A 14193-nucleotide genomic window follows, 5' to 3' on the forward strand; every position below is an offset into this window, starting at 1 on the left:
CGTTCTCAGGAGGTGGCCGGTGCCCACCCGTCGGCGACGAACTTTCCGGCGTCGGTGGTCTCGCCGGCGAACAGCACGCCGCCGGTGGTGCGCGGGTCGAGCACGAGGACGTGGTCGACGTAGACGCCGCGGCCCTGCTGCGCGGTGTCCGTCCGGTAGCTCCACCGCAGGTGCGTGGTGCCGGCCGGCATCGGTGCGGTGACGTGCCACCACTCGCGGCCGCCGTACCCGGTGAGGCTTCCGGTGGTCACGGCGAAGCGGCGGTGCAGCGTGCGCAGGGACAGCGTCGCCGGAAGCCAGTTCCGCCCGTCGGGTGAGGTCTCGACGAGCACGGTGTCGTAGCGGGGTTCGGTGTCGTACCAGAACAGGAACGAGGCGACCGCGGCGGCGCCGGCCGCGCTCCGCAGCGGCGCGGTGAGCGTCACGGTGGCGTTGTCGCGCCGTTCGGTGCGCCACGCGGTGCCGCCGAGGGCCGGCCGCACCGGGTGCGCGTCGGCGAACGACCGGGCGAGCGCGCGCCGCGCGACCGTGTTCGTGCCCCAGCCCCGGTCGGGGTGCACCCGGTTGCTCAGCAGGATGAGGAACGAGTGCGTGAGCGGGTCGATGACGACCGAGGTACCGGTGAACCCGGTGTGCCCGAACGTCACCGGCGACGCCAGCGCGTCCATGTACAGGTGCTTGCCCAGTTCGAAGCCGAGGCCGCGGTCGCTCTCCGGGTACCGCTCCTCGAGGTCCGCGTTGTAGTTGACCAGCGCCTGCCGCACGGTCGCCTCGCCCAGGATCCGCCGGCCCCGGTACGTGCCGCCGTTCAGCAGCATCTGGCACAGGATCGCGAGGTCGTCGGCGGTGGAGAACAGGCCGGCGTGTCCGGAGACGCCACCCAGGGCCCACGCGTTCTCGTCGTGCACCTCGCCCCACACCATCCCGCGTCCCACGTAGGGCTGGTACTCGGTGGCGGCGATCCGGTTCCGCTTGTCGGCGCCGGGGTTGTAGCCGGTGTCGCGCATGCCCAGCGGGGTGGTGACGCCGTCGCGGACAGCGGTGGCGAGGTCCTTTCCGGTGACCCGCCCGATCAGCTCGCCGAGCGCGATCAGCCCGATGTCGGAGTACACGTACTGGTTTCCGGGTGCGGTTCCCGCGGTGACCGGCGTCGTCAGCGCCGCCGCGAGCCGTGTCTCCGGCGTGGGGTGGGTGCTGTAGAACGGCAGGAACGCCGGCAGGCCCGACGTGTGCGTGAGCAGGTGCCGGACCGTCACCGCGGCCTTGCCGCCCTCGGCGAACTCCGGGACGTACCGCGCCACCGGCGCGTCGAGGTCGACGCGTCGGCGCTCGACCTGTTGCAGCAGCACGATCGTGGTGAACAGCTTGGAGATCGACGCCAGATCGTAGATGGTGTCGACGCGGGCCGGTATCCGCTCCGACTCCGGCAGTTCGGTGCCGATCCGCAGCGGCGGCGCGCCGACCGCGCTGTACCGCACGGCATCGCCGACCGCGAACCGCTGCACCACCACGCCGTCGTGTGCCGCGAGCACCACGGCGCCGGCGTACGCCGGCCAGTTCTGGTGGTCGGGCGTGGGTCGGAGGTACGACTCCGCGATGCCGCGCAGCGCGTCGACCTTCTCGGACAGCAGCCCGACGTCGCGGGCGGAGCCGGGGCGCAGGGTGTCGCGCCGGAACCGGATCTCGGTGGGGCTGACCGTGGGCGGCCCCTCCACGGGTGCCGCCGCCGTTTCAGGTTCCACCGGCGCGGCGGCGGCCGGGCCGGTGGAGGCCGGGCCGGCGACCGTGAACGCGGCCGTGACGCCGACAGTGAGGCAGGCGAGCACGCACAACGGTACCGACCATCGCCGCATCATCAACACCTCTCCACATGTCGATGGCTAGGATGAATGTTTCCTTCGTGACTTTCAAGTGGGTCGAAGGTTATTGCCATCGAACGGTGACCCTAGTACGTTCAGGCGCCATGTGGACGCGTACCGTCGCCGTTCCCACCCGCACCGGAGTTCCCACCGTGACGGGTGCGCCGGCTGTGACGGGTGCTGTGGCGGCTGCTGTGGCGACGGCTGTGCCCACCGCGTCCCCCGACCGCCCGGGCACCGCCGGCACGCTGACCGCTCGGGGGGTCAGCGCGACGGCACCGTCCACGGTGCTCAACCCGTTCGGCCACCGTCTCGAGTGGAGGGTCCAACATGACGTCGGGTCTGGATAGGCGGCGCCTGCTGCGGACGGGTGCCGCGATGGGTGTCGCGGGGGTGGCCGCCGGCGGCCTGGGTGGTGCCGCGCTGACAGCAGCTGATTTGTCGCCGAGAGAGGCGACGGCGGCCGCCCGGCCCGGGCTGATCCCCCGCATCCCGGTGCGCACCGGGCTCGACAAGCAGGCGGCCGCCAACTGGAGCCTGTTCCGCGGCAGGCGGATCGGCGTGCTGTCGAACCACACCGGCGTCGACCGCGAGTACCGGCACCTCGTCGACCGCATGCACGCCGACGGCGTGACCATCGGCGGGGTCTTCGGCCCGGAGCACGGGTTCCGCGGCTCGGCACAGGCGGGCGGCAGCGAGGGGACGGGCATCGACGCCCGCACCGGGCTCACCGTCTACGACGCGTACACGGCCACCCAGACCAAGTGGCAGCAGATGCTGACCGCGGCCGCCGTCGACACGGTGGTGTTCGACATCCAGGATGTCGGATGCCGCTTCTACACGTACATCTACGCGCTCTACGACTCGATGGTCGTGGCCGCGCGCATGGGGTTGCGCTACGTCGTGCTCGACCGCCCGAACCCCATCGGTGGACGCGCGTACGGCCCGATGATGACCGCGGGCTACACGTCCGGCGTGGGCCGCAAGGAGATCGTGCAGCAGCACGGCATGACGGTCGGCGAGCTCGCGAAGTTCTACAACGGCGAGTTCCTGCCGGCCGAGGCCGGCCGGTCGGTCGACCTCGAGGTGGTCACCTGCTCCGGCTGGTTCGGCCGCCTGCGGGCCGGCGACACCGACCTCCCCTGGGTGCTGCCGAGCCCCAACATGCCCACGCCCGACACGGCGGTGGTGTATCCGGGCACCGGCATGTTCGAGGGTGTGGCGTCGCTGTCGGAGGGGCGCGGCACCACCCGCCCGTTCGAGCTCATCGGCGGACCGGCCTGGGACTACCACTGGTGCGACGCGGTCAACGCGCAGAACCTGCCCGGCGTGGAGTTCCGCGAGGCCTACTTCACGCCGACGTTCAACAAGTTCGCCAACCAGCTCTGCGCCGGCGTCGAGGTGAAGGTCACCGACCAGAACGCGTTCGACCCGATCCGCACCGGGGTGGCGATGCTCGTCGAGGCCCGGAAGTTCGCCGCGTTCCAGTGGCGGGTCGACGGTGGCGCCCGGCCGTACTGGATCGACCTGCTCACGGGGTCCACCCGCATGCGCACGATGATCGACGCCGGCGCCGGCACCGACGAGGTCGTCGGCGCGTGGAAGGACGAACTGGCCGCCTTCGACGCCCGGCGGCGCAGGTACCTGCTCTACTCGCGGCTCGGGTCATGACCGCCCGGCGCGCGATGCCCGACCTGTTCGGGCTCAGCCTTCAACCCGGTCCCGTGGGCCGCGCCGGTGGGGTCAGCACCGGCGCGGCCCACACCTCCGGTTCAGCCTCCCGTGAGCCGCGCGTGCACGTCTGCCGCGACGGGCGCGCCGGTGACGCGGGCGATCGCCAGCGCCGCCGCGCCCGCGGCGCCGTCGACCGCCTCGCGGGGGTCGATGCCGAGCCCGGCCGCGATCCCGGCACGCACCTCGCGGGCCACCGGCCCGGGCGAGAGCAGCACCGAGCCGCCGAGCACCACCGGCGCGTGCGGGGGCGGTTCCACAGTGGACAGCGTGCGCAGCAGCCGGTCGGCGGCGGCGTGGCAGATCGCCTGCGCCACCCCGTCACCGGCGTCGGCGGCCGCGCTCACGTCGCGGGCGAACGCGCCGAGGTCGGCCGGCGGGCGCGCGAACGCGGCGGCCAGCAGGGCCTGGGCGAGCGCCTCGTCGTCGTCGGGACGCTCGACCCCCAGCGCCGCGCACGCGGGGTCGACGAGCGCGGTCCTACGGTCGCGGCCGTCGAGATCGGCCAGGACAGCGCGGAGACCGCGCACGCCGATCCACACCGCGGAGCCCTCGTCGCCGAGCAGCCAGCCGTACCCGTCGGCGCGGCGCACCGGCACCCCGCCCTCGAACCGGGCCGCGATCGCACCGGTGCCGGCGATCAGCAGCGTGCCCGTCGGTGCCGCGGTACCCGCGGCGTAGGCGACCTCCAGGTCGGTGACCGTGACCACCTCGCCCCCGAGCCCGGCGTCCGACCACGCCTCGTCGGCCGCGGCCCGGAAGACGGGCCCGCCCGCTCCCCCCGCGCCGGCGGCGCCCAGCACGCCGAGGGCCACCTGCTCCCGGTCCACTGTAGACAGAGCGGGACCGAGGGCGGCGCCGAGCGTCTCGGCGAGGCGCCCGCCGCTGCTATTTTTGTTCGCGCCACCGGCGCGACCCCGCGCCACGACAGTGCCGTCGAGCGTGGCCACCACGCACCGGGTCGACGTGCCACCGGCGTCGACCCCCACCACCAACGTTCGGCTCATAGTCCGCTGACCGTACCGGTTCCACCCGGTGACGGTGGCACCGATTGACCGTCTTCCCGAGGCAAAGGACAGTCTCCTACATGACAGGCCGGAAGCGTCCACCCGCAAGTGAACCGGCGGACCGCAGGGTCGCCGACCGCTCGCCCACGACGGTGCGGGCGCGCGGCCTGCTGCCCAGCCTGTCGCCGGCCGAACGCCGGGTGGCCCAGGTCGTCATCGACGAGGCCGCCACCGCCGCTCACCTGACGATCAGCGACCTCGCCGAACGCGCCGGCTCCTCGGAGACCACCGTGATCCGGTTCTGCCGCGCCATGGGCTTCGGCGGGTACTCGGAACTGCGACTCACGCTCGCCGCCGAGGCCGGCCGCGCCGCCGACTCGGCGGGTGCCGACGAGGCGATCGGCAGCGACATCAGCGAGACCGACGACCTCTCCCAGGTCGTCAAGAAGATCGCGTTCGCCGACGCGCGTGCCGTGGAGGACACGGCGATGCAGATCGACATCGCGGTGCTGGAACAGGTCGTCGACCTCGTCGCCGGCGCGCGCCGCGTCGACATCTACGGCGTGGGTGCCAGCGGCTTCGTGGCGCAGGACTTCCAGCAGAAGCTGCACCGCGTCGGGCGCATCGCCTACGCGTGGAGCGACCTGCACCTGGCGCTGACGAGTGCCGCCCTCCTCGACGAACGCGACGTCGCTTTCGGCATCTCGCACACCGGCACCACCGTCGACACCATCGAGGCGTTCACCGAGGCGGGCCGGCACGGCGCGCGCATGGTCGCGCTGACCAACTTCCCCAAGTCGCCGATCGCCCGCGTGGCCGACCACGTGCTCACGACCGCCGCGCGCGAGACCACGTTCCGGTCCGGTGCGATGTCCAGCCGGCTGGCCCAGCTCACCGTCATCGACTGCGTCTTCGTCGGGGTGGCCCAACGCACCTACTCGGAGACCCGGATGGCCCTCGACGTCACGCGTGAGGCGGTCAGCGGCCGGCGGGTGCCCACCGACCGGCGGCCGGCATGATCGGCGGCGTCGAGCCGGTGCCGTTGTCGCGCACGGAGCAGCGCAACCCGCGCAGCGGCTCCCTCGACCGCATGCCCGTTCCCGACCTGCTGCGGCTGATCAACGACGAGGACCACACGGTTCCCGCCGCCGTCGGCCTCGTCCTTCCGCTCATCGCGAGCGCGGTGGACCTGGCGGTGGAGGCGTTGGGCTCCGGCCACCGGGTGCACTACGTGGGCGCCGGAACGTCGGGGCGCATCGCGGTGCTCGACGCGGCCGAGCTGATCCCCACGTTCGGCCTGGAACCGGGCCGCGTCGTGGCGCACATCGCCGGTGGCTCGCACGCGCTGACGAACCCGTCGGAGAACGCGGAGGACGACGAGGCGGCGGGCGTCAGCGCCGTGGCCGCGGTCACCGCCGGCGATCTGGTCGTCGGGGTCAGTGCGAGTGGACGGACGCCGTACGTGCGCGCCGCTCTCGCGATGGCCCGGTCGCGCGGCGCCGCCACGGTGCTGGTCTCGGCCAACCCGCTCTCACCGATAGCGTCCGCTGTGGACATCCACATCGCGCCCGACACGGGACCCGAGGTGCTCACCGGGTCGACGCGGATGAAGGCCGGCACGGCGGCGAAGCTCGTCCTGAACACGTTCTCGACGGCGACGATGGTGCGCCTCGGCCGCACGTACTCGAACCTGATGACCGACATGCTCGCGTCGAACGACAAGCTGCGGGCCCGTCAGCTCCGCATCGTCGCCGAGGCGACCGGCGCCGACGTCGCGGCGTGCCGGGCCGCCCTCCGCTCCGCCGACGGCGACGCCAAGGTGGCGGTGCTGACGCTGGTGGCGGGTGCGAGCGTCGAGCGGGCGCGGGAGGTGCTGGCCGCGACCGAGGGGCACGTGCACCGGGCGATGCGCCTGTTGAACGGCTCCGCTATGTGAGGAAGATCCGGCGCATGTCGGCGCCGAGGTTGATGCCGCCCACCACCACGTTGTTCGCGTCGACGACGTTGGTGGTGCGGTTGCTGCGCATCGTCTCCCGAACGGGCGGCGGCAGCGGCGGCGGCTCGTCCATCGTGTCGATCACCTGCCGCGACACCGAGATGAGCCGGCTGGCCAGATGGGCGGCGTCGGTGCCGACCGGCACACTGCCGAACTCCCAGCCCGACGTCGTCAGGTCGAGGATCTCGAGCAGGTGGGCGAGGAGCGCGTTCGCGCCCGGCAGTTTCATCACGCGGGCCGGATGCACCCCGATGACGGCGACCGCGCCGGCCACGTGGATGTACGGGTGGAACCCGCACGGCAGGTTGAACAGCGGCGTACGCAGGTGCGGACCGAAGTGCCGCCACAGCGCCCGGTAGTTACGCCGGTCGACCGCATACTGGTGCCCACTCCGCCGACTGACGTCGCTGACCTGCGCATACACGTCGGCATAAGCCTCTTCGGCAACGTCCCGGACAATCCTGACGGCGACCGCCAACGCGTTGTCGTCGGTGCCCAGCATCGGCGCCAACGCGGCGGCCTGCTCGTCGAACCGCACCCGCGCCGACGGGCTGAACCGCTGCCGGATCTCCTGGACGAGCGCCTGCTGCCGCCCGGGATCGAGCATGATCTGGTTGTCGGCCGACCCCCGCCGGAACCACCGCATGCCGCCTCGCTTCACCAGTCGCCTCGGACCGCGTCATGCTAGCCCAGCAGACCAACGCCCCGTCGAGGCGAGGCGCCACCCCACCCTCCGTGCCCGGCTGCGCCGATCTTGCAGTTGTGGCCGCCGTTATTTCGTGCTATGTCTGGACTTGTCAGGGGCCACAACTGCAAGATCGCGGGGAGACCGGCAGCGCGGCCGGCGGCGGGCGGAGCGGCGGGCGGGCGGCGGCGACGCAGCGCGGGCGCACGATGGAACATCGATGTCGGTGAGCGGCCGGGCACTCAGGCACCTCATGCGACCCGGATGGGGTGCCTCAGCGCCCAGTCGCTGACGATCGTCGATGCGGGCCAGGCGTAGCAGTACCGAGACGCAGGGCGGAGCGAGCGGCCGGCGGAACGCTATGCGCGGACGGAAGCCGGGACCGGAGACACCGGACATTGACAACTTTCGACGAAAGCGCCACCCTGGGCAACCAGAGAGCGCTCTCCCTGCGCTCAAAGCCGCTGTCCGGCGATCGGCCGTCCCGCCCGGCGGCCGGTCGCCCCAGCACGATCGGCACACCCGCCCGCCAGCACCGCCCGCCAGCACCGCCCGCCAGCACCGCCCGCCAGCACCGCCCGCCAGCACCGCCCACCGGGCTCGCCCCGGACCCCTCGCACCCATGGGCCACCGGTCCGGCACGCGCCGACCCCCGAAGGAGTGCCGATGAGCCGCCGCCAGCCGCCGACCCGCCACCACCCGCGGCCGGCCCGGATCCTCGCGCACCGCCCACCTACGCCGGCCCTGCACCGACGAGCCCGACCGCCGGCACGCGACGCGATGCGGCGCCCGGCCGCCACCCACTGCCCGGCCGCCTTCGCCGCGGCCGTCCTGCTCGCCGTCGCCCACCTACCTCGCCGTCGCCGCAGCGCCGGCCACGGCCGCCGAGGCATTCCTCTCCCAGGGCATGCCGGCCACCGCGTCGCCCACGGAGAACGCCGCGTTCACCGCGGCCTCCGCCGCGCCACCACGCCGTTCCCGTCGCGCATGCTCGTCGACTACGTGCGGGTGTACAAGCAGGGCTTCCCCGCTCCGGACGGTGCCGCCGACGCCGCCCGGAGCGGGGATACTGGCGCGATGTACAGGTTCTTCGGAGTCGCCGCCGGATCGACCGACGACGCGCGCACCCTCGTCGCCACGGCCCGGAAAGCGGAGTCGGCCGGCTTCGCCGGCCTGGTGCTGCCCGACCATCTCATCGAACAGCACGCGCCGCTGCCGGTGCTGGCGACGGTCGCCGCGGTCACCGAGCGGCTGCGCGTCATGCCGTTCGTGCTCAACAGTGGGCTGCGGCACCCGGCCGTGCTGGCGCAGGATCTCGCCACCATCGACGTCCTCTCCGGCGGTCGCCTCGAGATCGGCATCGGCGCCGGCTGGAACAAGGCCGAGCACGACGCGGTCGGGCTGCCGTTCGACCCGCCCGCCGTGCGCACCGCGCGGCTGGAGGAGACCGTCGCCGTGCTGAAGGGCTGCTTCGCCGACCAGCCGTTCTCCTACCGCGGCGAATTCTTCACCATCGACGGGCACAACGGTTTCCCGAAGCCGGTCCAGAAGCCGCATCCACCGGTGTTCATCGGTGGTGGCGGCCGTCGCACGCTCACGCTCGCCGCCCGCGAGGCCGACATCGTGGGACTGGCGCCGCGCATCCGACCGGTCGCGAGCGGCATGCCGCCGCCCGACGCGCACAGCGTCACGATCGCCGCGGCCGAGGAGAAGGTCGCCTGGGTCCGCGAGGCGGCCGGCGAGCGGTTCGCGTCGCTGGAGCTGAACGTGTATCCGAGCGGCGGTCCGCTGGTCATCACCGACAACGCGAGGTCGGTCGCGCAGGACCGCGCCGACCGGCTCCGGCAGGCGACCGGCGTCGAGCTCAGCGCCACCGACATCCTCGAGTCGCCGCACGTGTTCATCGGCACGGTCGACGCGCTGGTCGCCAAGGTGCACGAGCTGCGCGAGCGGCTCGGGGTCACGTCGTTCATGCTCGGTGACGTCGACGAGGCGCTACCCGTGGTCGAGCGGCTCGCCGGATAGGCAGCGGTCGGGCGGCTCGCCGGACACGCCGCGGCCGAGCGCGGTGACGCGGTGCACGACCGCCTGCCCGTCGCGGACGCTGGTCACCAGGCCGGCCGCGCGCAACGCGGCCAGGTGCTCCGAGGCCGACGACAGGCTCACCCGCACGGCGCGGGCCAGCGCCGTGGTGGTGTGGTTCCCCGGTCGGCCCGCGGCACGCAGCACGGCCGCTCTCGTGCGTCCCATGAGCTCCGCGAGCGGATCGCCGGCGGACCGCACCAGCGCCGCGGCCGGCACCACGACGAGCACCGGCCGCCCGGGCTCGGCGAGCACGCGCGGCCGCGGGCCCGCGAACGGCGACGGGTACAGGAGCAGGCCGCGGCCGCCCGGACGCAGCTCGGCCGGCCGCCGACAGGTGTCGACCTCCAGTACCGGTGCCCGCCACCGGATCGCGGGATGCAGGCCGGCGAGCACACCGTCCACACCGGACAGTGCGTACCGGTGCCCGACCTCGGTGACGTCGCGCCGGTACGCGCGGAGCAGGAGCTGCCAGTCCGGCGCGAGGACGGCGTGGAAGAGATGGCGCAGCGCGCCGGCGACGGCGTCGAGCAGTTCGGGGTCGGCGTCGGCGAACCGCCGGCGCGGCAACGTCGGTCGCAAGTGGACGGACGCCGCGCCGACCTCCGACCGGATGCGGCGCGCCGACGTGGCCCGGAGCACCGAGAGGCCGTCCTCGATCGAGTCGGTGTCGGTGCGCGGCGTGAGGAAGTCCGGCAGCACACCGCGCGCCGGCAACAGGTGCAGCAGCGGACCGAGCTCCGGTGCCGCCAGCCGGAACCGCGCGGCGACCTCCGGAGCCGTCGCCGCGACCGCCGGATCGCGCAGCGCCTGGGTGGCGAGCACCGCCGTTCCGAGCGGGTGCGGCCCGGTGGCGATCCGCACGCGGCCCAGATCCGTTGGCGACAACCGGATGCGGAGCATGCCCGATCGTCGCACCCTTTCGCTCTGCGCCGAAGGGGTTGACCGGTCGCGGTCCGGCGTCGATCGTGCACACCGTGCGGATGTGTCTCGTCGCGGTGTGCGTGGTGATGTCGCTGGTGGCCGGCTGCGGATCCCCGCGGCCGTCCGGTTCGGCGCCCCCTGCGGCCGCGGCGTCGGCCGTGCCGTCAGTGTCGGCCGCGCCGGTGACGCCCGCACCGGGCACCCACACCGTGTCGTTGTCCATCAACGGGACGCGGCGCGCCGCCGTCGTGTACGCGCCGCCGTCGTACGTGCCCGGTACGCCGGTGCCGCTGGTGATCGGGCTGCACTGCCGCCCCTGCACCGGAACGTTCTTCCGCCAGCTGAGCGGCTTCGACGCGGTGGCCGACCGGCACGGTTTCCTGGTCGCGTACCCGGACGGCGTCAACGGCACGTTCAACGGAATGACCTGCTGCGGCTCGGCCGACGACGTGACGTTCCTGCGCGAGCTGGCCCGCGAGCTGGTCACCACGTGGGGCGCCGACGCCGACCGCGTCCACCTCGCCGGCATCTCGAACGGCGGCGACATGAGCTACCGGGCTGCCGTCGAGACCACCGGCGTCTTCGCCGCGATCGGCGTCGTCAGCGCCGGGTACGCCGGCGCCCGCGCGGCCGACGCCGCCTACGTTCCCCGCTCCCCGGTCTCCCTCATCACCGTCATCGGCACCGCCGACGGCGGCTACTCCTCGTACGACACCGGTGTGACCCGGTGGCAGGAGCGCCTGCGCTGCACCCCGGCCCCGGCGACGGCACCGGCCCCGGCGGTCGCCCGCACGGTGGCCGCGTGCGCCGACGGCAGCACCGTCGACGTGTACCGCGTGACCGGGATGGCCCACGTGTGGCCGGGCGCGGCCGGCGGAACGCTGGGCTGGCCCGAAGCACCCTTCTCGGCGACCGAGGTGCTGTGGCGGTTCTTCGCGGAGCACCCCCGCACACGGTGACCGGGCACGCACGAACATCATTTCCGAAGATGATGTTCATGCGTGCCCGGTCGTTGCTGGACCGTATACGCCGCCGGGTCAGCCCCGCGAGTCGCCGGTGGCGTCGGGTGGGCCGGCCGGGGTGTCCGGGGTGTCGACGGCGGGTGCGGGGGTCACCGGGGTCACGGGCGCGTCCGGCTCGGCGGTTGTCGCCGGCGTGATCGGCACGGCCGCGGCCTCCGGCCCGGTGTCCGGCGCGGGCGCGGTGTCGGCCATGCTTGCTGTCTCGGGCGCGGTGGCCAGGCCGGGCACCGCAGCGGGCTCCGGCTCGGCCACCGCCGCCATCCCCGGGACGGGCACCGTCTCCGGCGCCGCCACCGTCTCCGCCGCCGCGGCGACCGAGGCAGCTCCCGCCGCAGCCCCCGTGGCCACCTCCGTTGCGGCCGGCGCGGCAGTGCCCGCCGGCGCGGCTGCCAGTTCCGGCTTCGGCGGTGCCGGGGTCAGCTCCGCCGGGGCCGGGGACGACTCCGCGGCCGGCGGGGGCTGGACCCATTCGGCCAGGCGCGCGAAGTTGATGCTCCACCCCACACCGAAGGCGTGGGGGACGAAGACCTCCGGGTTGTCGGGGTCCCAGGCGGAGCGGCGGAGCTTGTCGGCGGTCGGACGACGGAAGTCGTACGGCACGCCGCCCACCTCGCCGTGCCAGCCGCGCTGGTCGGATGGCTTTTCCAGTTCCTTGGCGACGGCGGCACCGACCAGGGCGCCAGCTGCCGCGGCGATCAGTTTGCCCACGATAGCGACCATTGCTCCAGGCTACGGCGGGTCCACCAGCGGAGCCGACCGGTGCCGAAGAGACCAGGGAAAACTCAGGGAACCCATGGCGCTTCGCCGGTTCACAGGGTAGAAACATCGCATCCACCGTCACCTCTGACCTGTCCCTCACGGGCGTCGCGAGAGAGCGCTCTCACGACGAACGCCACCCCGAGAAAGGACCCCTTCGCATGACCCCCATTACCGAGGAGCAACCGGAGCGGCGCCGTAGCCAGCACAGCCGCAGCCGGGCCCTCGTGATCGGCCTTTCCGTGGCGACGGCGATCGCCGTGACCGGGCCGGCCGCCTCCGCCCACTCGAATCGGCCCAGCACGCCCAGCTTCGGCCCGAATGTCACTATTTTCGATCCCAGCATGCCGGTGAGCCAGATTCAAGCGAAGCTTGACGCCACCCACGCGCAGCAGGTCGACGACGAGATGGGGACGCGTCGCTACGCGTTCCTGTTCAAGCCGGGCACCTACGGCACCGCCGAGCAGCCGCTGCAGTTCAAGGTCGGCTACTACACCGAGGTCTCCGGCCTCGGCGCGGCTCCGACCGACGTCGTCATCAACGGCAAGGTCGAGGTCTACAACCGGTGCCTCACGGAGGGCGGCACCGCCAACTGCCTGGCGCTGGTGAACTTCTGGCGCACGATCTCCAACCTGTCGATCAACATCAACGCACAAGGACAGGACGGCTGCCGCGGAAGCGCGAACTTCTGGGCGGTGTCGCAGGCCGTGTCGATGCGGCGGCTGAACATCACCGGGGGCGGACTGTCCCTCATGGACTACTGCACCGCCGGACCGCAGTACGCCAGCGGCGGCTTCATCGCCGACTCGCGGCTGCCCGCCACCACCAACGGCTCGCAGCAGCAGTGGCTGACCCGCAACAGCGAGGTGGCCGGCTGGTCGAACGGCGTGTGGAACCAGGTGTTCGCCGGTGTGGTCGGCGCGCCCGACGACGCGGCGTTCCCGAACCCGCCCTACACCACGCTGGAGAACACCCCGGTCAGCCGCGAGAAGCCGTACCTGTACGTCGACTCGCGCGGCAAGTACAAGGTCCGCGTTCCGTCGGCCGGTCGCGACACGCGCGGCGTCACGTGGGCGAACGGAATGACACCGGGACGCTCGATCGACCTCGACGACTTCTACGTGGCGAAGCCGGGCGACTCGGTGCACACCATCAACAGCCAGCTCGCCCGCGGCAGGCACCTCCTGCTGACGCCGGGCCTGTACGACATCTCCCGCACCATCGAGGTGAAGAAGGCGAACACCGTCGTGCTGGGCATCGGGCACGCGACGCTCACCGCCGTGAACGGCGCGGTGCCGCTCGAGGTGGCCGACGTTCCCGGCGCGATCGTGGCCGGTGTGACGATCGACGCCGGGCTCCGCGAGTCCCCCGTTCTCCTGCGCGTGGGCAGCAAGCGTGGGCACGGACACAGCGACCGGCGCAACCCGACCACACTGTCCGATGTGTACTTCCGCGTCGGCGGCCCGCACGTCGGCAAGACGCACATCGCGCTTGAGGTCAACAGCGACAACGTGCTCATCGACCACACCTGGGTGTGGCGCGGCGACCACGGCGTCGAGGGCTTCACCGACACCCAGCGGTGGAACACCAACACCGGTCGGTACGGCGCGGTCATCAACGGTGACCACGTGACGGCCACCGGCCTGTTCGTCGAGCACTTCCAGCGCTACAACACGGTGTGGAACGGCGACCACGGCACGACGATCCTGTACCAGAACGAGCTGCCGTACGACCCGCCCACCCAGGCCGACTGGATGAACGGCGACGTCGAGGGCTACGCGGGCTACAAGGTCGGCGACAAGGTGCGCAACCACACCCTGTGGGGCGCCGGCGTGTACGTGTTCAACCAGAACAATCCGTCGATCCACACGGAGAACGGGTTCGAGGTGCCGAACCGTCCGGGTGTGAAGCTGCACCACATCATGACGGTCAACCTCAGCGCCGGGACCATCGACCACGTCGTCAACGGCGTGGGCGACCCGGCCGACACCACGCGGATCGGTGTGCCCGTGTACATCACGGAGTACCCGGCTCCGTAGCGGGAGTAGCAGGACCGGACCGCGGGGCGCCTACCCGGGCAGGAGGCGTCCCGCGGTCCCCCATAGACTCTGCTCTCAGCAGATTCCCTTGG

General features: G+C 72.7%; 11 protein-coding genes. 6 read left to right on the plus strand and 5 right to left on the minus strand.

The window, feature by feature from the left end; translation table 11 throughout:
* Window positions 1-5 precede the first annotated feature (5 nt).
* On the minus strand, window positions 6-1853 hold the full coding sequence (locus Voc01_RS12675) for a serine hydrolase (RefSeq protein ID WP_203927573.1): 1848 nt from the start codon (window positions 1851-1853) through the stop codon (window positions 6-8).
* A 336-nt stretch (window positions 1854-2189) separates the two neighbouring features.
* Between Voc01_RS12675 and Voc01_RS12680 the strand changes: the two genes are divergently transcribed.
* On the plus strand, window positions 2190-3530 hold the full coding sequence (locus tag Voc01_RS12680) for an exo-beta-N-acetylmuramidase NamZ family protein (RefSeq protein WP_203927574.1): 1341 nt from the start codon (window positions 2190-2192) through the stop codon (window positions 3528-3530).
* Between the two features lie 101 nt (window positions 3531-3631).
* Here Voc01_RS12680 and Voc01_RS12685 read toward each other — a convergent pair whose 3' ends face one another.
* Window positions 3632-4597 (minus strand): N-acetylglucosamine kinase, encoded by a 966-nt coding sequence (locus Voc01_RS12685; RefSeq protein WP_203927575.1) that lies wholly within the window; start codon window positions 4595-4597, stop codon window positions 3632-3634.
* Window positions 4598-4677: 80 nt separating this feature from the next.
* Here Voc01_RS12685 and Voc01_RS12690 point away from each other — a divergent pair, with 80 nt between their 5' ends.
* Together Voc01_RS12690 and murQ are read left to right on the plus strand one after the other, a co-directional pair.
* Window positions 4678-5616, plus strand: a complete 939-nt coding sequence (locus tag Voc01_RS12690) for a MurR/RpiR family transcriptional regulator (protein WP_203927576.1) — start codon at window positions 4678-4680, stop codon at window positions 5614-5616.
* Window positions 5613-6533, plus strand: a complete 921-nt coding sequence (gene murQ, locus Voc01_RS12695) for an N-acetylmuramic acid 6-phosphate etherase (protein WP_203927577.1) — start codon at window positions 5613-5615, stop codon at window positions 6531-6533. The genes Voc01_RS12690 and murQ overlap by 4 nt, the downstream gene beginning before the upstream one ends.
* Here murQ and Voc01_RS12700 read toward each other — a convergent pair.
* Window positions 6526-7239, minus strand: coding sequence for a hypothetical protein (locus Voc01_RS12700; RefSeq protein WP_203927578.1), 714 nt, complete (start codon window positions 7237-7239; stop codon window positions 6526-6528). The genes murQ and Voc01_RS12700 overlap by 8 nt on opposite strands.
* A gap of 705 nt (window positions 7240-7944) precedes the next feature.
* On the opposite strand from Voc01_RS12700, the gene Voc01_RS12705 reads away from it, so the two are divergent.
* Window positions 7945-9303, plus strand: coding sequence for a TIGR03621 family F420-dependent LLM class oxidoreductase (locus Voc01_RS12705; RefSeq protein ID WP_203927579.1), 1359 nt, complete (start codon window positions 7945-7947; stop codon window positions 9301-9303).
* On the opposite strand, the gene Voc01_RS12710 is transcribed toward Voc01_RS12705, so the two are convergent.
* Entirely contained in the window at window positions 9274-10224 is a 951-nt protein-coding gene (locus Voc01_RS12710) for an ArsR/SmtB family transcription factor (protein ID WP_203927580.1), read from the minus strand. The genes Voc01_RS12705 and Voc01_RS12710 overlap by 30 nt on opposite strands.
* A 119-nt stretch (window positions 10225-10343) precedes the next feature.
* On the opposite strand from Voc01_RS12710, the gene Voc01_RS12715 reads away from it, so the two are divergent.
* Window positions 10344-11243, plus strand: coding sequence for a CE1 family esterase (locus Voc01_RS12715; protein WP_239160142.1), 900 nt, complete (start codon window positions 10344-10346; stop codon window positions 11241-11243).
* A gap of 78 nt (window positions 11244-11321) precedes the next feature.
* Here the strand turns inward: Voc01_RS12715 and Voc01_RS12720 are convergent, their stop codons facing one another.
* Window positions 11322-12026 (minus strand): DUF5808 domain-containing protein, encoded by a 705-nt coding sequence (locus Voc01_RS12720; RefSeq protein ID WP_203927581.1) that lies wholly within the window; start codon window positions 12024-12026, stop codon window positions 11322-11324.
* 197 nt (window positions 12027-12223) lie between these two features.
* Here Voc01_RS12720 and Voc01_RS12725 point away from each other — a divergent pair, with 197 nt between their 5' ends.
* A complete protein-coding gene (locus tag Voc01_RS12725) occupies window positions 12224-14101 on the plus strand; it encodes a pectate lyase-like domain-containing protein (RefSeq protein ID WP_203927582.1) in 1878 nt (625 codons plus the stop codon).
* Window positions 14102-14193: the final 92 nt, after the last annotated feature.

Origin of the sequence: Virgisporangium ochraceum (assembly GCF_016863655.1) — a bacterium.
GTDB classification, from domain to species: domain Bacteria; phylum Actinomycetota; class Actinomycetes; order Mycobacteriales; family Micromonosporaceae; genus Virgisporangium; species Virgisporangium ochraceum.